The following is an 18,346-nucleotide window of genomic DNA, read 5'->3' as shown; positions in this document are numbered from 1 at the left end:
CTTCCCCGTGAAAGGACCACACCCATCATGACGACCACCATCACCGTCACCCCGACGACAGCCACCGAGCTCGAGGAAATCCTCGTTGCCGCACAGCAGGCTGCGGCCCCGTGGGCGGCACTGCGCCCCTCCGAGCGCGCCGGCGTGCTGGATACGGTTGCGGACGCCCTTGATGCGGCCGCCGGCATCCTCATCCCGATCGCCATGGCCGAGACCAACCTGCCGCAGGCCCGCCTGACCGGCGAGCTCAAGCGCACCACCTTCCAGCTGCGCCTCTTCGGCGAGGTGCTGCGCGACGGCGCCTACCTGGACGCGCGCATCGACCACGCCGATGCCCAGTGGCCGATGGGCGCCCCGCGCCCGGACCTGCGCCGCGTGCTCGAGCCAATGGGCCCGGTCGTCGTCTTCGCGGCCAGCAACTTCCCGTTCGCCTTCTCCGTGGCAGGCGGCGACACCGCCTCCGCATGGGCCGCGGGCAACCCGGTCATCCTCAAGGCCCACTCGGGCCACCCGGAACTCTCGATCGCCACGGCAAACACCGTTGCAGCGGCACTGGCTTCCGCCGGCGTCCCGGCCGGCGTCTTCGCCTTGGTCATGGGCACCGAGGCCGGCGCCACCGCACTGAAGGATTCGCGCGTCAAGGCGGCCGGCTTCACCGGATCGATCCCCGGCGGCCGCGCCCTCTTCGACATGGCCAACGCCCGCCCGGAGCCGATCCCGTTCTACGGCGAACTCGGTTCCAACAACCCCGTCTTCGTCACCGCCGCCGCGGCCGCCGAGCGCGGCGCCGCGATCGCCGGCGAATTCGTCGCGTCCTTCACCATGGGCGCCGGACAGTTCTGCACCAAGCCGGGAACCATCTTTGTCCCGCGCGGTTCCCAGATCGTCGAGACCCTGCGCGCCACCGAGCTTCCGGCCGCTGCCGCGCTGCTCAACGGCCGCATCCAGGCCGGCTACGTCGAGGTGCTTGAGGCGTTGCAGGGCCACGACAAGGTCAAGGTCCTGGCCCAGGGCTCTGACCCGCTGGCCGATCCGCCAAGCCCCACCCTGTTGCTCACCAGCGCCGAGGACCTGCTGGCGCACCCTGAGTCCCTGCAGACCGAGTGCTTCGGCCCGACCGCCCTGGTCGTCGAGTACACGGACGAGTCGGAACTGGTTGCGCTGGCCGAAAGCTTCGAGGGCCAGCTGACCGCCACCCTCGTGGGCACCGAGAGCTGCGAAGTCACCGAGCTGATCGAGGTGCTCTCCCGCAAGGCGGGCCGCGTGCTGTGGAACCAGTGGCCGACCGGCGTCTCGGTGACCTACGCGCAGCAGCACGGCGGCCCGTACCCGGCAACCACCTCCGTGGGAAGCACCTCCGTGGGCACCGCGGCGATCTCCCGCTTCCTGCGCCCGGTTGCCTACCAGGGCTTCCCGCAGGCGTTGCTTCCCGAGGCGCTGCAGGACGGCAACCCGCTGAACGTGCCGCAGATGGTCAACGGCAAGCGCTAGCAGCATGACTTCAGCGGCCCCGGTGGAACAACCCAGCATTTGGGTTCTTCCACCGGGGCCGCTGTTCTTTCGGGCAGAAGTTGCCCGCCGCATTGTCAAACGAGTGGCCACAAGCGACTTGGCCAACAAGATGGCCGGCCCGCATACACTGCGTGGCGTTTGCGGAAACCACCTTCCGTAACCGGGCCCAGGCCATATCATGTAGCTGTGCGTGAAATCCTTGCGGCCATTGGGCCTGCACTCGAACTCTTTGGCTGGATCGCACTGTTCGGTGCCATCGGTTTCTTTGTGGTGGCGCGGGTTTCCCGCCGCAGCCAGGCCGCTTGGCGGGAGGCGCCCTGCGAAGTCACCAAGCTCGAGGGCCAAGATTGCCTTGTCTGGACCAGTGCCGACGGCACGGCCCACAGCAGTGCGTTCGACGAATTGGAACCGGCTCCGTCCGGCAACCCCGATCGGGTGTACTACAAGGTCTCCGCACCCCAGAGGATCCAGATCGAGAAGCCCCGCTCCCATGTGCGTTTCATGTTGGTCCTGGCCTGGACCATGTTGGGCCTGTGGGCGTTGTGCAATGTCGTGCCGCTGGTCCTGCACCAAATGATGATTTCCGAACCGTCCTAGGCCGGGCCCGGCCCGGGCAGGGCGAGCGAAATGATTCGTGAGCTTTCGCCCTCGTTGGTGGCGATCCACAACCCGGAACCGGACACCGCAAGCACATCGCGCAAGCGTCCCTGGCCTTTGAGAATCCCGCGGGCATCAGGCAGGGCGCCTCTGGACGCCGGCTCGCCAGCAGGGAGCCCCAACCGCCAGAGCTTTTCCCCGCGCAGGCATGCCACGTAGGCGGCGCCGTCCACGATCGCCAAGGCGCTAGGGGAAGCGTCGGCCGTCGATTTCCACACATGAACGGCGTCGATGAAGCCCTCCTTGTGTGGTGCGCCCGTCACCTGCGGCCAACCGTAGTTGCTGCCCGGGACCACCAGGTTCAATTCGTCGTTTTTGTCCGGGCCCAGCTCGCTGGCCCACAACCGACGAGACGAATCCCAGGCGAACCCCTGCACATTGCGGTGTCCATACGAGTAGACGGGCGATCCGGTAAACGGATTGCCGACCGGAATGCTGCCGTCGGGATTCAGGCGAAGGATTTTCCCGTTCATCCGAGCTGGGTCCTGGGCCGCCGCCGAATCCGTTGCGTCCCCGGTGCCTATGTAAAGCAGTCCGTCGGGGCCGAACTTGATCCGCCCGCCATTGTGGATGCTGGCCCGCGGAATGCCCCTGATAATTGGCTGGGCCGCCCCGAGTCCGTCCGGGCCCATCTCGAATCGAAGCACCCGGTTGTCCGTCTCGGTGCTGGCGTAGGCGTACAGCCATTCGCGGCCGTCTTCCTCCAGTACTTCGAGCCCCAGCAGGCCGCCCTCACCGCCCGGGACAACACCGGGAACCTCGGCAAAGGTTTCGAGCGTCCCGTCGGGGGAGAGAAGCTTGACCCGCGCCGTGTCGCGTTCGGAAACCAGGGTGCCGCCGTCGCTGCGCCGGGCCATTGACCACGGGGTGGCCAAACCGCTGGCGACCACCACCGGGCGGTTCACTTGTTCCGGGGAATTCGGATTGGGCTTGAGCGGATCCGAGCAGGAAGACAAGACGGCCAGCGTTCCCGCCCCGGCCAAGAGCAGAAAAGACCGCCGAACCACACCTGCTGGCACTCCGGGCTGCACCGCCGTCATGGTCAGAGCTTAGGCGGAAGTCCAGCATGCTTCCAGAGGAAGCTGCGACTTCGACGCTGTCAGCGATCAGGCTTTGGGTCTGGCGGGCTTTGCGCGGGATGATGGAGTCACATGTATTGAGAACTTATCTCCCCGTGCGGTCCGCGGCGGCGATGACACCACCAGGAGGCACCCTAATGAGCGAAGCCATCAACATCGGTTCCGTCGACAGCATCGACGAAGGCGAAGCCATTGTCATTCCCGCCGAAGAAAACGGCACCAAGGACGACATCGCGGTGTTCCACGCCGAGGACGGCAACTTCTACGCCATCAACGACGAATGCACGCACGAGACCGCCTCGCTCGCAGACGGCTGGATCGAAGGCACCGAGGTCGAGTGCCCCGTGCACGCAGCAAAGTTCTGCCTCAAGTCCGGCGAAGCGCTTTGCCTGCCGGCCACCGTCGCCGCGCGCACCCACAAGATCCAGGTCGAGGACGGGGAACTGATGCTCTACCCGGATACCCCGGCCGTCTAAGACGCCTCCGAACACGGCAAGGCCGGACGCACCACCGCCCGCGCGCAGGTCCCCGCGGCCCAGCGTCCACACGGCCACCCAGCACCCAAGCAGAAGGACAAATGTCCCACACCATGAACGTTGAATCGATTCTCATCATTGGCGGGGGCCTGTCCGGCTTTGCCGTGGCACAGAACCTGCGCAACCGCGGCTTTGATGGCAGCATCGGCATCATCGACCCGGCGGGGATCCCCTATGACCGGCCGCCGCTGAGCAAGGCCTACCTGCTGGGGACCAAGGATGCCGAGGGCATCGAGCTGGCCCCGCGCTCGTGGTTCGCCGAGCACCGGGTGGACATCATCCCGGGCACCGCCGCCGAATTGCTGCTTGAACCCCTGGGCGTGCAGCTTGAGGACGGCAGCCGGGTGCACGCCGATCGCCTGGTGCTGGCAACAGGCGGTTCGGCCAGGCCGCTGCCCATCGAGGGCGGGGAGCTGGAATCGGTGTTGGCGCTGCGCAACCGGCAAGATGCGGACCTGCTGCGCGGCAAGCTCCGCCCCGGCGTCCACCTGGCCATCGTGGGGGCGGGGCTCATCGGCGCAGAGGTTGCCTCCGCGGCCCTTGTACTCGGCGCCCGCGTGACCCTGATCGACCCGATCGACCCGCCCCTGGTGCCGGCCGTGGGCCCGGAGCTGGCCCGACGCCTGCATGACATGCACGTCACCGCGGAGATCGACACGATCCAGGGCAGCCCCGAGCGCATTTCCCGTTTGGATGGCAAGCACCTCATCGAGATGTCCGACGGACGGAAAATCACCAGCGACGAAGTGCTTGTCGGAATAGGCATAGTGCCCAACAGCGCGTTGGCGGCCTCTGCGGGCCTCAAGACCGACAACGGCGTGATCGTCGACCGGAACCAGCGCACCAGCCACCCGCATATCTACGCCGTCGGCGACCTGGCCCGAACCCAAACCGCAGCCGGCGAATTGCTGCGCCGCGGCGAGCACTGGGAACACGCGATGAACACCGGTGCCACCGCGGCGGCGGCACTGCTCGGACAGGAGCTGCCGCTACACGGGGCCTCGTGGTTCTGGTCCGACAGGCACGGGGTCCACGTCGAGGGCGTGGGAGAAATGAACGCCGAAGGGAACACGGTGTTGCGCCTCGTCGACGGAGTGCCGGTCGCGGCGTTCCGCCTCGACGCCGGGGGACACATGCTCGGCGCTGCGGCCATCGACGGCGGGCTGACCATCCGGGCGGCCCGGCGCATCATAGACAATCGCATTGTCGTGGATCCTGCCGCCCTCGCCGATCCCTCGGTGCCGCTGAAAAAACTGGCCCGCTAGCCGGTCCCGCGGGTCGCAGCCGTCACACTAAGCGGCGGCGGATCGTCCTTGGGCGTCCGGGCCCAGCCCGGCCACCGTCGCCAAAGCCGAATCCGTGCCGAGCTCGGCACGTTCCTCGGGGTGTTGCAGGTAGTGCGCCAGCGTGCGGAGCAGCGCATCCGGGTTTGCCGCAAGCTCATGCACCTGGACCAGCAATCCGCAGAGTCCCTTGTTCGGCCCGGGCAACGGGGGCCCTGGCTTGCCGTCTTCCTTGCACGTGACAAGAATCCAGGCGGGTCCGCGCTTGCCCAGCGGCTGTTGCCGCGGGGGATCGGCCGCTTCGATGGAGGACACGTCGTTCCAATAGATTTCGTGCATGCCCCGTGAACCGTAGAGCACAATGCGGCTGCGCGTGAGGTAGACCCCGGGGTCCTGGGCGGTCGCGGCAATGCGGGCCATCCGTAGTCCGCGGAACATCAGGAAGATTCCGCAACCGATCAAGGCAATGCCTAACAGCACGATCAAGAACAACGGGTTGTAATCGTGCAGGAATATAAGCCGGGCACTGAGCGCGACGCTTGCCACCAACACCACCACGGAGAGGCCAACCACCAGCGCCGCCAGGATGGCCGAGCTCCTGAAGATCGGGAACCACGTGGCTGCCCGCTGGCCGGTGCTGGTTTCGACTGCCGCGGTTTCCACGGGGCTGTCATGGGCAGGGCGACGGAATGCAGAAATCACGCCGAGCAGAAGGGCTGCGGCGCTGGCCAACAACGCCGTCGAAAGAGCCGTTTTTCCATGGGCGATGGCATAAGCACCGGCCGCACCCAGAAAGATGATCAGGAAAAAAGTGGGCATCAAATGGTGAGCCAGGTTCCAGCCGTGGTGCCGGGGTCTCCACACCAACGACCCGAATCCCGATTCACTCATATTCAGTAGCCTAATCCGGCGATCCTCCAAATGGAGAAATCTTCCTCACTTTTCCGCTTTGCAAGTCGCTGATTCATTTAGAACTCGTTTACGATGAACGCATTATGGAATCAATGCGTAAACGTGCAAAATTGATCACTTGGCTGCTTATTGGCGCTTTGGTGGTAGGCGCCGGTGCCGGCCTGCTCTCGGGGTTGGTCTAGTGCCCACGGAGGACGGCCTGACAGGCACGCTCCCGGAAGCGCTGCGAGCACCCACGAAAAAGGTCTCCCGCGGGTGGATCACCTCGGTGGTGCTGGTCAACCTGGGCATCAATATTGTCATCTTTGCGCCATTGAATATCCTGCTGGGGTTGCAGGCGACTGCCATTGACGCAGGAAACAAGGAAGCAATCCTGTCATTGGTGACCGCCTGCGGTGCAGCCGTGGCGCTTGTCTCAAATCCTCTCTTCGGGGCACTGTCGGACCGCACCGTTTCCAAAATGGGGCGCCGCTCTCCGTGGATTCTTGCCGGTGCCATTCTTGGTGCAGCTTCGTTGTTGATGCTCTCCGGCGCCACGACAGTGGGACTGATGCTCATTGGTTGGTGCGCACTGCAGGCCGCGGTCAACGCGGCATATTCGACGGTGACCGCCGCGGTTCCCGATCGTGTTCCATTGGCCAAACGGGGGTCCGTTGGCGGATTGGCCGCGATGGGCCAGACGGTCGGCATTCTTCTCGGTGCCGTGGTCGGATTCGTGATTTCTGGCAATGTCGCCGTTGGTTACATGATTTGCGCCGTGGCATTGGTTGTTTCGGTTATCCCCTACGTGCTGCGACCGAATGATCCGCAGCTGCCCAAGGAATACCGGACACCGTTCAAGCTGGGCGAATTCGCCAGGGGCTTCTGGATCAACCCTGCCAAGCACCCGGACTTCGGTTGGGCCTGGTTGACCCGCTTGATGATGAACACCGGCAACCAAATGACCATCGTTTACCTTCTATTTTTCCTCACCGATGTGGTCAAGCATCCGGATCCGGCGGCTGGCGTACTGGTTCTGACTGGTACATATGCCGTGATGGTGATCATTAGCGCCGTGATTTTTGGACCGTTGAGCGACAAGAGCGGCAAGCGCAAAGTCTACGTTATTTTCTCTTCGGTGGTGGTGGCCTGCTCGGCGCTGATCCTTGCGGTTTCCCAGAATTTCCTCGGAGCGATTCTTGGTGCGGCGGTTCTCGGGTTCGGCTTTGGCGCCTACCTGGCCGTTGACTTTGCCTTGCTGACCCAGGTTTTACCGTCGGCGCGTGCGCGGGCCAAGGACATGGGCGTCATCAATATCGCCAATTCCCTGCCGCAGGTCATTGCCCCGGCGCTGGCGTTCTTCGCCGTGACGGTTCTCGGAAGCTACACGGCGTTGTTTGTCGTCGCGGCGTGCATCGGGTTGGTCGGTGCGCTTCTCGTGCGCAACATCCGTTCGGTTCCCTGACGGGGCAGGGCCGCACCCCGCTCAAGTGGCTGCGCCGAACAACCGGTGTGAGTGAAGGGTGTCATCTGGCTCACCAAACGCCCAAATAGATGCAACGCACCGATAGGCTTTGACCATGGACTGGTTACGAGATGCACCCTTTGGTTGGGCTTATGCATTTCTGTTCCTGTTGGCCATGGCGCGGGCCAACACCACTTATTGGCTCGGCCGCGGCATCGCCGCCGGCGTGAAACACACTAGATTCCAGCACCTGATGACCGGCCCGATCTACCAGCGCGCCGAACGATTCATCCAAAGGTGGGGAATCTTCGCCATCCCGCTCTCATTCATGACGGTGGGAATCCAGACCGCGGTCAACGCCAGCGCCGGGGTGGCCCGCATGCCCCTGGCCAGGTACATCCCTTCGGTCATCGTCGGTTGCCTCATCTGGGCCACCATATATTCCACCGTGGGAATGGCAGTCATCTACGCGTGGATCGCCTTGGGTTGGCAGTGGATTGTCGCAGGTGCGCTGGTCGTGGCCATCGTGACCTTCACCTGGATCCGCTACCGCCGGCAAGACGGCTAACCACCGCAACCACTGCCGCGGCCACGGCGCATTCCAAACCATTCTTGCTGCGGCGCGTTGGGGTATTTTGCGAATTTTCATCGGTACTATCGATGAAAACGGAAAATGATTGCGAAAGTCGGGTAGCTCGGTGGCCATTACAGCAAAGAATCTTCGGCCGACCAATCCGGTCGAACTGGACGACATCGACCGCGGGTTGCTGCGCATGCTCACCGAAAACGCGCGCCGCACCAACAACTCCTTGGCAGAGGAACTGGGCATAGCCCCCTCAACGTGCCTGGCACGACTCAACGCCCTGCGCTCCGCCGGGGTCATCCGCCGTTTCACCCTGGAAATCGATCCGGTCGTCTTGGGCCACGCCCTCGAAGCGCTGATTTTTGTGAAGATCCGTCCGGGCGCCCGGCACCTGATGTCGACCTTCGCCGAGGAAATGCGGGCCAAGCCGGGCGTCACCCAGCTGTTTTTTCTGGGCGGCGCCGACGACTTCCTGATCCATGTTGCGGTGCGGGATTCAAACGACGTGCGTCAGTTTGTGCTCGACAATCTCTCGGCAAACCCCGCTGTGGCAACCACCCAGACGTCGTTGGTGTTCGAACACAGCCAGGGCGCAGTGCCCTGGCTGTGACCGGTATCTTGGGGAAGCAGCCGGAGGTGCCTCACCACGAAGTGTCGCGCGGGCGTCCCTCGTCGTAGCCGGCTGCCGACTGGATGCCCACGATCACGCGTTCACGGAACTCCGCAATGGACGAGGCCCCCGCGTAGCTGAAGGATGAGCGCACCCCGGAAATGATGGAATCGATCAGGTCTTCCACGCCGGGACGCTGTGGGTCCAGGTACATCCGCGAATGCGAAATGCCTTCCTCAAAGAGCGAGGCCCGGGCCCGTTCGAATGCGGACTGGTGTCGGGTGCGCTGCTGGACGGCACGCGCCGAGGCCATTCCGAAACTCTCCTTGTAGAGGCGGCCTTGCCCGTCGCTGGCCAGGTCGCCCGCGGATTCGTAGGTACCTGCAAACCATGAACCAATCATGACCGATGCCGCGCCGGCAGCCAGTGCCAGTGCGACATCGCGCGGGTACTTCACGCCGCCGTCGGCCCAGACCTCGGCACCAAGCTCTTGGGCGGCGGTTGCGCACTCCAGCACCGCCGAGAACTGGGGCCGCCCGACTCCCGTCATCATGCGGGTGGTGCACATGGCGCCGGGGCCAACGCCGACCTTCAAGATGTCTGCGCCCGCGGCCATCAGGTCCCTGGTGCCGGCTGAGGAGACAACGTTTCCGGCGGCGATCTGCAGGCGTCGGCCGGTTCGCTGGGCAAACTCATCACGTGCGGCAACCACCAGGGGAAGCGCTTCGATCATCTTTTCCTGATGGCCGTGGGCCGTATCCACGACGATGACGTCCACGCCGGCTTCGAGCAACGCGAGTGTCTTCGCATGAACGTCGCCATTGATGCCCACGGCAGCACCGACCATGAGGCGCCCGTCCGGATCGATGGCCGGGGTGTACATGGAGGAACGGAGCACTCCCTTGCGGGTGAGTACTCCGGCCAGATGCTCGCCATTGAGCACCGGCACCATGCCCAGATGCCGGGTGGTGAGAGTGTCAAAAACCGAATCCAGATCGGCATCCTGATTAACCGTGACGATTTCGGTTGTCATGACCTGATGGATCGGGGTGAAGCGGTCCACCTCAAGGCAATCTTTCTCGGCGATGATTCCAACCGGACGATGGCCGTCCAACACGACGGCCGCGCCGTGGGAGCGCTTGCCAAGCAATGCCATGGCCGTTGAAACACTGTCGTTGACGTTGACGGTAATGGGGGTCTCGAAGACGGTATGCGCCCGCTTCACCTTGGAAACCATGTCTTGGATCGCCGCAAGCGAGATATCCTGCGGCAGGATGGCGATGCCGCCGCGTCGGGCTACGGTTTCGGCCATGCGCTTTCCGGCCACCGCGGTCATGTTGGACACGACCAGCGGGATCGTGGTCCCCACGCGATCCGGGGTCACGAGATCCACGCCGCTGCGCGAGGCCACCGCTGAACGGGACGGGACCATGAACGTGTCACTGTAGGTCAGGTCATGGGCAGGTTGTGCGTCATTGAGAAATTTCACTCTTTCAGGCTACAGGCGGAAGGGGCTGCGTGTGTGATCGCGGTCACGCGCAATGTCATACGGGTTGCAGGCAAAAGGGCATGAAAGGTTGGCCATAACATGCCGCAAGGAGGGCGTGATCCTATGCTTCGCCGACGAAATTAGGGCCGAAAATCAGCACTAATTTAATTGTTGCTTCCGGGCGTATGGTGGGTGGACTAGCGGCTCGAATTCCGCGTGGCTGCCAATCTTGGGAGAATGTCATGACTGTTTCTGTCCCCGTCGCCGAATGCGCCGTGGCAAATTGTTCGTTCAATGATCATTCGCATTGCGGTGCCTCTGGAATCACCATCGGCGGCAATGAGGACCATGCCCAGTGCGCCACGTTTATTGACACCGGCGTCCATGGCGGTTTGCCGAAGGTCCTGGCTTCGGTTGGTGCCTGTCAGCGCTCCGAATGCTCACACAATGATCACCTCATGTGTGCTGCCAAAGAGGTTCGCGTTGGTCCTGGTGCGGACAATGCCGACTGCCTGACATATGAGCACAAGCTCTGAGCCCAACCAACGCATAATGCCGTCGGCGCGAACCCTGTGAAAACATCAGGTTCGGGTCGGCGGCATTTGCTGTTTGGGCTGTTTGCCGACGCTCGCCGGTTGCTGCCTGGCGAGCGTTGCCCCATGCCATCAATCTTGTGTCCGGGTCAGACCTCGGATTCATTGTTGCGCGTGCGCACCGTGGTGTCGTCGTTGTCCGTTGAATGACTCCGCGCCGGCTTGGTGAGGGGGCAGCTTGGGGAGGTCGGTTCCGCCTTCTTCATGGTGACGGGACCGTAGTAGGGCTATTGCTTTCGAATAGGTGTTGTCTCCTATGGGTCGGGGCGTTTCAATGAGAGGACGATGGTCTCCAAGCATTGTGGGCGCACCCAAATTGCCTCAATTGTTGAACAACCCTCTTGCCATGATTGTTCAACAACATGTAATGTACCTTTCATCGCTCCCCACTTGTGACAGCTGTCACCCGCACTCTTGATGGACGGAATCATGGCTACTCCCAGCACAAAACCGAAGCTCAGTACCTCAGCTCGGCGCACGGCACTCCTCGGTGCCATGTTCCTCATGGCGACCAGCGCCATCGGCCCGGGCTTCATCACCCAGACCACTGAATTCACCGTCAGGATCGGGGCTTCGTTCGCCTTCGCTATTGTCGTTTCGATTCTCGTGGACATCGCAGTACAGCTTAACGTCTGGCGCATCATCGGCGTCTCGGGCCTGCGCGCTCAGGAACTTGGCAACAAGGTGCTCCCGGGCGCCGGTTGGGCCCTTGCAGTCCTCGTCTTCATCGGCGGCATTGTCTTCAACATCGGCAACATCGCCGGCACCGGCCTGGGCATGAATGCCATGATCGGCATCGACCCAAAGATCGGCGGCGCCATTTCTGCAGCCGTTGCCATCCTTGTCTTCCTCTCCAAGCGCGCCGGCATGGCCCTGGACAAGATCGTGGTGCTGCTCGGCGCCATCATGATCCTGCTGATGCTCTACGTGGCCATCGTTGCCGCCCCTCCGGTGGGCGAGGCGCTGAAGAATGCGGTGCTTCCGGAGCAGATCGACTTCCTGATCATCACCACGCTGATCGGTGGAACCGTCGGCGGTTACATCACCTACGCCGGTGCGCACCGCATGCTGGACTCCGGTGCCACCGGCATCGAGAACGTCGGCGACATCTCCAAGAGCTCGATCCTGGGCGTCATTGTCACCGGCATCATGCGGGTGCTGCTGTTCCTGGCGGTCCTCGGCGTTGTCGCCGGCGGCGCAGTGCTGGTCACCGACAACAAGGCGGCCGAGGCCTTCGGCATTGCCGCAGGCGAAATCGGCATGCGGTCCTTCGGCATCATCCTCTGGGCAGCGGCCCTGACCTCCGTGATCGGCGCCGCTTACACCTCGGTTTCCTTCATCACCAAGTCCACCACCCCCGAGCGCACCCGCAACCTGATCACCGTGGCCTTCATCGCGGTCTGCACCGTCATCTACCTCTTGCTGGGCCAGGCCCCGCAGACGCTGCTGATCTTCGCCGGCGCCTTCAACGGGCTGATCCTGCCCTTCGGCCTGGCCATCCTGCTCTACGCGGCCTGGCGACGCAAGGACCTGCTGCACGGCTACGCCTACCCGAAGTGGCTGCTCTTGATCGGCGTTGCCACCTGGCTGCTGACCCTGTTCCTGGGCTGGAACTCGCTGGCCGGCCTGGCCAAGCTCTGGGCCTGACCCGGACGGGTTTCTCCCAACACACCCTTCGCCCCTACCGCCATGCGCATTGAAAGGACATCCAGATGACGAACGCCGGTGCACGAACTGCCCAGCTTCCTGAAAACCGTGCCGGGCTTTCCCCGGCAGAGGCGCGCGAACTGTTCCGCGACGGCTTGGTGGTCCCGACCGCCGGTTTCTCGCTGGGCTATGCGCAGGCGAACCTGATCATCGTTCCCAAGGACCAAGCGTTCGACGTCCTGCTCTTCGCCCAGCGCAACCCCAAGTCCTGCCCGATCCTGGGCGTGCTGGATGCGGGCGAGGTTAGCGGCGAGCTGCTGGCCGGCGGGGACATCCGCACCGATGTTCCGCAGTACTTCGTCTACGAAAACGGGGTGAAGATCGCCGAACCCACGGACCTGTCCGAGTACTGGCGCGATGACCTGGTGACGTTCATCGTGGGCTGCTCGTTCACGTTCGAGACGGCGCTGATGGAGGGCGGCATCAAGATCGCCCACATCGACCAGGGCGTGAACGTGCCCATGTTCAAGTCGAACATCCGCAGCGCCTCCGCCGGTTCCATGAGCGGCCCCATGGTGGTGTCGATGCGCCCGATCCCCGCCTCCCAGGTGGCTGACGCGGTGCGCATCACCTCCCGCTACCCGGCGGTGCACGGTGCGCCGGTGCACATCGGCAACCCTGAGGAACTGGGCATCATAGACCTGTCCAAGCCCGACTTCGGCGATCCGGTGGAGATCCCGGCCGGACACATCCCGGTGTTCTGGGCCTGCGGGGTCACGCCCCAGGCCGCCGTCATGGAGTCCCGCCCGGCGTTGGCAATCGGCCACGCCCCGGGGCACATGCTGATCACCGACGCACGCGACAGCAACTACCTGGTGCCGTAGCGCCGGCCGCATCCAAACGCAGAAACAACAAGTAGTGCCCGCCCGGTCCAACCGGGCGGGCACTACTTTGCTCTGGGGGCCTTGGCTTGAACCTAGTGTGATCCCAGCCAGGCGTTCACTTCGGCGAGAAGCATGGCCTTGGCCGGGGCGTCGAGGAAGGAACCCTCGACCGAGTTCCTGGCCAGCACCGCTTGGTCCTCGCGGCTCAGGTCGAACTGACCGATGACCGCGGCGAAATTCGCGTCCAGGTAGCCGCCGAAGTAGGCGGGGTCATCCGAGTGGATGGATACCTTCAGGCCCAGGTCCAACATCTGCCGCAGGGGATGGTCGGCGATGGTATCCACCGCCCGCAGCCGCACGTTCGAGAGCGGGCACACAGTCAGCGGCATCTGTTCGGCCACCAGCCGTTGCACCAGGGCCGGGTCCTCGAGGCAGCGGATTCCGTGATCGATGCGTTCGACTTTCAGAAGGTCGATGGCCTGGACGATGTACTCGGCGGGGCCTTCCTCGCCGGCATGGGCCACGACGTGCAAACCGTTTTCACGGGCGTAGGCGAAGACCTCCTGGAACAGGATCGGCGGGTAGCCGAGCTCGGAGGAATCCAGCCCGATGCCATCGATGGCGTGTTTTTCCTGCACCAGGGTGCGCAGAATCTCCATGGCGGATTCGGCGGGGGCATGGCGCCAGAAGCAGGCGATGAGGCGGTGCGTGATGCCCCAGCGTGCCAGGCCCTCGTCGAGGCCCGCGCGGATCCCGGCGATCACCTCGGCAAGTATCAGGCCGCGCTCGAGGTGGGCCTGCGGGTCGAAGAACAACTCAACGTGCCGCACGCCCGATTCGTGGGCGCGCAGCAGGTAGGCGGTGGTGATCTCCTGGAAGTCCGCTGCGGTGCGCAGCACTGCCATGTTCGCGTAGAACAGGTCAAGGAAGGACTGCAGGTTGCTGAAGTTGTACTGCGCGCGCAGCTCCTCCAAGGAAGGCCACGGCAACTCGATGTTGTTTTGCCCTGCTAGACGCAGGATGGTCTCTGGCTCCAGCGTCCCTTCCAGGTGAATGTGCAGTTCGGCAACAGGCAATTTCACGGGCGCGCCACTGACGACGCATCGGCCAGCGCCAGGGTGCCGCGCAGGATCTCGTCGATGGCGCCCTCCCCGGCTTCCAGCACCACTCGGCAGTGCGCACCCGACGGCTTGGGGTAGCCCTTGTAGAGTCCGCGCAGATCGCAAATGGTCTGCCCGCGCCCGGGGCCGTCGGTGGCATCCACGACCACGCGAGCGTAGGGGGCGGAGGTTGCCTGCACCCGCCCGACGGCGATGGCCGCGGCCAGCGGGTCGTGCATGACCGAGCAACGTCGGCCGAAGACGCCCTTGTAGAAATCGAAGTAGTAGCCGAGCATCGACCCGACGGCCTGCACCGCGGGGGATTCGCTGGCCTGCAGGCGTTCGAGGTCGGCTTCCTCAAGCACGTGGGACATCGTCACGTCCAGCGGCACCAGAACGATCTCCCAGTCCGCGGCAAAGACCTCCGCCGCAGCTTCCGGGTCGTTGTGGATGTTGGCCTCGGAGGCCGGGGTGATGTTGCCCGGGGCCATGGCCGCGCCGCCCATGATGGTGAGTTCCCGGATGAGGCCCGGAAGCTCCGGGTCCAGGCGCAGTGCCGCGGCGATGTTGGTCAGCGGGCCGATGGCGATGACACGCAATTGGCCGGGGGTGGCCCGGGCCAGCCGGACCAGCATCTCGGGTGCCGACTCGGGCGCGAGTTCCAGGCCGGCGTCGGGCAACTCGACTTCGCCGATGCCGTTCTGGCCGTGCACGTGCGGTGCGCCGCCGCCGTAGGGACGTGCCTGCGGGTGGTGGTGGCCCAGGGCCACCGGGACGTGCCCGTGTCCGGCCAGCGCCAGGAGGTTCTGCGTGTTGGTCGCTCCCTGCAGCGCATCGGTGTTGCCGCTGACCGAGCCGACGCCCACGAGGTTGGCCCCGGATCCGAGCAGGTAGGCCAGCGCCAGGGCGTCGTCGATCCCGGTGTCGCAATCGAGGAAAACCGGGGCGTTGTCGGGGGTGGTGTTCATGCGTTGATCCTTGGCTTGAGCGTGCGAGTTGGCTACAAGGATACCCGCCATGTTACGGGGAGCCGGCGTTGACTCCCGGTGTCTGCCCCTATCGCGGTTCCAGCTGCCGGCGCTTCCTGCCGAAGCCCCCGAAGCTCCCGAAGGCGCGGCAGGAAGCGTGCGTCGGTGCTAGCTCCGGCTGGTGGACAGGGGCGTCTCCCGGATCAGGAACCCCAGGACAAGCGCGCCTGCCGCGAGTCCCATCGAGATCAGGAAGATCTGAGGCATGGACCCGGCCAGCGCATCTGCGATCATCTCCTGCGTTCCCGCCGGCAGGCTGTGCACGAATTCCGGGGTCAGCGATCCCAGCCCGCCCTCGCCGCCGGCGGTGAAGCCGAGGTCCGCACCCGCCAGCTTGGACGAGAAGGACGAGATGAAGATCGACCCGAAGACGGCGATGCCCACCGAGGCGCCGATCATGCGGAAGTAGTTCGTGGTGCTGGTGGCCACGCCCAGGTCGGAGCGCTCGACCTGCGACTGCACAATGACCACGAGGTTTTGCATCATGACGCCGATGCCCAGGCCCACCAGGAACATGCCGGCCGCGGCCGAGGCGTACGGGGTGTTGGCCCCCATGGTTCCCAGCAGCGCGAGTCCGCCGAGCATCAGGACCGGTCCGCCGAGCAGGAAGAGCTTGTAGCGCCCGGTCTTGGAAACGATCGATCCGCTGCCCATCGACCCGATGACGTTGCCCAGGGTCATCGGGATCATCATGAGCCCGGAGCCGACGGCCGTTGCCCCGTTGACCAGCTGGAAGAACGTGGGCAGGTAGGAAATCGTGGAGAACATCACGACCCCGACGAGGATGCCGACCATTGTTGCCAGCAGCACCTGGCGGTGCCTGAAGAGGTGGCCGGGCATGAGGGGCGAAACGGCGCGTCGCTCAACGAGGATGAAGGCAGCCACCAGCGCCAGCAGCAGGGCTCCCAGGCCCAGGATCAGCGGGGAGGTCCAGTCGTGGGTGCCGCCCCAGCTGGTGACCAGGACCAGCACCACGGACGCCGAGCTGAGCAGGGCCATTCCGGCGTAGTCCAGGGAACCGCTGCGCTTTTCCTGCCTGGGCAGGTGCAAGTGTTTGAGGATGAAGGCCAGGGCGATCGCGCCGAGCGGCACGTTGATGTAGAAGATCCAGCGCCAGCCCCAGAATTCGGTGATGACCCCGCCCAGCAGCGGGCCGCTGATGGAGGCGACGGCGAAGGCGGCGCCGAGCAGGCCCATATACTTGCCGCGGTCTCGCGGCGGGACCATGTCCGCGATGATGCCCTGGGCGCCGATCATCAGCCCGCCGCCGCCCAGGCCCTGCAGGGCGCGGAAGGCGATGAGCATCGGCATTGAGGTGGCCAGGCCGCTGAGGACCGAGCCCGCCAGGAAGAGGACCACGGCAAAGACGAAGACCGGCTTGCGGCCGAACTGGTCGCCGAGCTTGCCGTAGATCGGCAGGCCGATGGTGGAGGCCAGGATGTAGGCGGTGATGACCCAGGCGAGCTGGTCGAAGCCGTTGAGCTCGCCGACGATGGTGGGAAGCGCCGTAGCCACGATGGTTTGGTCAAGGGCGTTGAGCAGGACGGCCAGAAGCAGCCCGGCAAACACCAGCTTGAAGGCCGGGCGGGCCGTCATCAACCCCGTGAGCCGGGGCCAAACATGAAACACTGGCCTGAAATGTGTTTGCGCAGCTCCCGCCGGCCGGCGTGCCGAGGCGGTTGGTGCGCCCCCTGCCGAATTGAAAGTCGAGTCCCCGCCGTCGTGTCACGACCCGCAAGACCCTGGTTCCCCGCAGCACTGTCCCTGACGATGGTCGGCTGGGGTGCCAACCAATTCGTTTCATTGCTGGTCTACTACCGGCAGCACCACGGCTTCTCCGAGGTCCTTGTCACCTCGATGCTGGGCATCTATGTCGCGGGCCTGGTTCCGGCACTGCTGCTGGGCGGGCGGTACTCGGACAGGACCGGTCGCAAGCGCGTGACGATTTTTGCCGTGTCCCTGTCGATGGCCGCGAGCGTGGCCATGATGGGCGCGGTCTTCGGGGCCGCGCCGCTGTTCGTCGGCCGCCTCATGGCGGGAACAGCCACGGGCCTGACGATGGCGGCGGCGACCAGCTGGGTCAAGGAACTTTCCCAGGCGCCCTGGGACCTGAAATCGGTTCCGGGGTCGGGGGCCCGTCGGGCCTCGTTGCTGACCGCGGCCGGATTCTGGCTGGGCCCGGTCGCGGGCGGGCTGCTGGCGGCGTGGGCCCCTGCCCCGGAGGTCCTGCCCTATGCCGTGCACATCCTGTTGTGCGTTCCGCTGCTGGTCATCCTGGCGAGGCTGCCCGAAACCCTGACGCGGCAACATTCCCAGGCCTCCCGGTCAGCCGGCGAACCGCACCACGGCGAGGGGCGCAGGAGGTTTCGGCTGGTGGTTGCCCCTGCCGCACCGTGGGTGTTCGCCGCCGGTACCACCGGCTTTGCCGTCATTCCGGCCGTGGTTCCCGGGCTGGGGGACGGGCGTCTGGCCTATGCCACGGCGGCCGTGGCCATCACGCTGGGCTGCAGCGTGCTCATCCAGCCTTTGGCCCGGCGCGTGGACACCGTCCGCAACGCCAGGTCCCTGCTGACCGGAACCGGCGTGGTACTCATCGGGCTGTGCCTGGTGTTGCTGGCTATTCTCCTGGCCAGCCCGGCGCTGGGCCTGGTAGCCTCGGCGACCCTTGGATCGGGAAGCGGCCTGCTCATGGTCGGCGGCCTGCTGGAGATCCAGCGTGCCGCCGAGCCGCACGAGCTCGGTGCGCTCACCGGGTACTTTTACACGCTGGCCTATGCCGGCTTCCTGGCCCCGACCATCGTGGCGTTCCTGGCCCAGTGGATCGGCGGCGCCTGGATCCTGGCGGGCATGGTCCTGCTGTGTGCCGCGTCGCTGGGCATGGTCGCAATCAACTCTCGGAAGCACCTGCCGCACGCCCTCGAGCGCGTGGATCCATCCGCGGCGTCAACGAAGCCGCACACGCGGGCCTAGGCGGATTGCTCCGGACCGG

17 protein-coding genes are annotated in these 18,346 nt (G+C 64.8%); 11 read left to right on the top strand and 6 right to left on the bottom strand.

Annotated features, from left to right (window positions below; genetic code table 11):
* Positions 1-27: 27 nt before the first annotated feature.
* On the top strand, positions 28-1,491 hold the full coding sequence (locus JOF47_RS15215) for an aldehyde dehydrogenase (NADP(+)) (protein ID WP_209999916.1): 1,464 nt from the start codon (positions 28-30) through the stop codon (positions 1,489-1,491).
* Between the two features lie 207 nt (positions 1,492-1,698).
* Positions 1,699-2,109 (top strand): hypothetical protein, encoded by a 411-nt coding sequence (locus tag JOF47_RS15210; protein WP_209999914.1) that lies wholly within the window; start codon positions 1,699-1,701, stop codon positions 2,107-2,109.
* Here the strand turns inward: JOF47_RS15210 and JOF47_RS15205 are convergent.
* Positions 2,106-3,209, bottom strand: a complete 1,104-nt coding sequence (locus JOF47_RS15205; RefSeq protein ID WP_209999912.1) for a PQQ-dependent sugar dehydrogenase — start codon at positions 3,207-3,209, stop codon at positions 2,106-2,108. The genes JOF47_RS15210 and JOF47_RS15205 overlap by 4 nt on opposite strands.
* A 176-nt stretch (positions 3,210-3,385) precedes the next feature.
* Here JOF47_RS15205 and JOF47_RS15200 point away from each other — a divergent pair, with 176 nt between their 5' ends.
* Positions 3,386-3,724: a bifunctional 3-phenylpropionate/cinnamic acid dioxygenase ferredoxin subunit gene (locus JOF47_RS15200; RefSeq protein WP_209999910.1), complete on the top strand. Its 339-nt coding sequence runs from the start codon at positions 3,386-3,388 to the stop codon at positions 3,722-3,724.
* Positions 3,725-3,825: 101 nt separating this feature from the next.
* The gene (locus tag JOF47_RS15195) at positions 3,826-5,049 is read left to right on the top strand and encodes an NAD(P)/FAD-dependent oxidoreductase (RefSeq protein WP_245356386.1); all 1,224 of its coding nucleotides are present in this window, start codon (positions 3,826-3,828) and stop codon (positions 5,047-5,049) included.
* A 27-nt stretch (positions 5,050-5,076) separates the two neighbouring features.
* Here the strand turns inward: JOF47_RS15195 and JOF47_RS15190 are convergent, their stop codons facing one another.
* The gene (locus tag JOF47_RS15190; RefSeq protein ID WP_209999908.1) at positions 5,077-5,886 is read right to left on the bottom strand and encodes a hypothetical protein; all 810 of its coding nucleotides are present in this window, start codon (positions 5,884-5,886) and stop codon (positions 5,077-5,079) included.
* Between the two features lie 274 nt (positions 5,887-6,160).
* On the opposite strand from JOF47_RS15190, the gene JOF47_RS15185 reads away from it, so the two are divergent.
* From JOF47_RS15185 to JOF47_RS15175, 3 genes are all read left to right on the top strand, one after another.
* Positions 6,161-7,423: an MFS transporter gene (locus JOF47_RS15185; protein WP_209999906.1), complete on the top strand. Its 1,263-nt coding sequence runs from the start codon at positions 6,161-6,163 to the stop codon at positions 7,421-7,423.
* Positions 7,424-7,538: 115 nt separating this feature from the next.
* Positions 7,539-7,991 carry a DedA family protein gene (locus JOF47_RS15180; RefSeq protein WP_209999902.1) on the top strand — a complete coding sequence of 151 codons (453 nt, stop codon included), beginning with the start codon at positions 7,539-7,541 and terminating at the stop codon, positions 7,989-7,991.
* A 130-nt stretch (positions 7,992-8,121) separates the two neighbouring features.
* Positions 8,122-8,616, top strand: coding sequence for an Lrp/AsnC family transcriptional regulator (locus JOF47_RS15175; protein ID WP_209999900.1), 495 nt, complete (start codon positions 8,122-8,124; stop codon positions 8,614-8,616).
* Positions 8,617-8,647: 31 nt separating this feature from the next.
* Here JOF47_RS15175 and JOF47_RS15170 read toward each other — a convergent pair whose 3' ends face one another.
* On the bottom strand, positions 8,648-10,105 hold the full coding sequence (locus tag JOF47_RS15170) for a GuaB1 family IMP dehydrogenase-related protein (RefSeq protein ID WP_209999898.1): 1,458 nt from the start codon (positions 10,103-10,105) through the stop codon (positions 8,648-8,650).
* A 242-nt stretch (positions 10,106-10,347) separates the two neighbouring features.
* On the opposite strand from JOF47_RS15170, the gene JOF47_RS15165 reads away from it, so the two are divergent.
* The 3 genes from JOF47_RS15165 to JOF47_RS15155 all read left to right on the top strand — a co-directional run bounded on the left by JOF47_RS15165 (position 10,348) and on the right by JOF47_RS15155 (position 13,229).
* Entirely contained in the window at positions 10,348-10,641 is a 294-nt protein-coding gene (locus JOF47_RS15165) for a DUF1540 domain-containing protein (RefSeq protein WP_209999897.1), read from the top strand.
* A gap of 486 nt (positions 10,642-11,127) precedes the next feature.
* Positions 11,128-12,345 carry an NRAMP family divalent metal transporter gene (locus JOF47_RS15160; RefSeq protein WP_209999895.1) on the top strand — a complete coding sequence of 406 codons (1,218 nt, stop codon included), beginning with the start codon at positions 11,128-11,130 and terminating at the stop codon, positions 12,343-12,345.
* Positions 12,346-12,410: 65 nt separating this feature from the next.
* On the top strand, positions 12,411-13,229 hold the full coding sequence (locus tag JOF47_RS15155) for a putative hydro-lyase (RefSeq protein ID WP_209999894.1): 819 nt from the start codon (positions 12,411-12,413) through the stop codon (positions 13,227-13,229).
* A 92-nt stretch (positions 13,230-13,321) separates the two neighbouring features.
* On the opposite strand, the gene JOF47_RS15150 is transcribed toward JOF47_RS15155, so the two are convergent.
* The 3 genes from JOF47_RS15150 to JOF47_RS15140 form a co-directional block, all read right to left on the bottom strand.
* Positions 13,322-14,311 (bottom strand): adenosine deaminase, encoded by a 990-nt coding sequence (locus tag JOF47_RS15150; protein WP_209999893.1) that lies wholly within the window; start codon positions 14,309-14,311, stop codon positions 13,322-13,324.
* Positions 14,308-15,297, bottom strand: a complete 990-nt coding sequence (locus tag JOF47_RS15145; RefSeq protein WP_209999892.1) for a nucleoside hydrolase — start codon at positions 15,295-15,297, stop codon at positions 14,308-14,310. Before JOF47_RS15145 ends, JOF47_RS15150 begins: the two co-directional genes overlap by 4 nt.
* Positions 15,298-15,465: 168 nt before the next feature.
* The gene (locus tag JOF47_RS15140) at positions 15,466-16,953 is read right to left on the bottom strand and encodes an MDR family MFS transporter (RefSeq protein ID WP_209999891.1); all 1,488 of its coding nucleotides are present in this window, start codon (positions 16,951-16,953) and stop codon (positions 15,466-15,468) included.
* Positions 16,954-16,977: 24 nt separating this feature from the next.
* On the opposite strand from JOF47_RS15140, the gene JOF47_RS15135 reads away from it, so the two are divergent.
* Positions 16,978-18,327 (top strand): MFS transporter, encoded by a 1,350-nt coding sequence (locus JOF47_RS15135; RefSeq protein WP_342592805.1) that lies wholly within the window; start codon positions 16,978-16,980, stop codon positions 18,325-18,327.
* Positions 18,328-18,346: the final 19 nt, after the last annotated feature.

Origin of the sequence: Paeniglutamicibacter kerguelensis (assembly GCF_017876535.1) — a bacterium.
GTDB lineage: Bacteria > Actinomycetota > Actinomycetes > Actinomycetales > Micrococcaceae > Paeniglutamicibacter > Paeniglutamicibacter kerguelensis.
The sequence above is the reverse complement of the archived record's forward strand: the minus strand, read 5'-3'. Positions and strand labels throughout refer to the sequence as shown.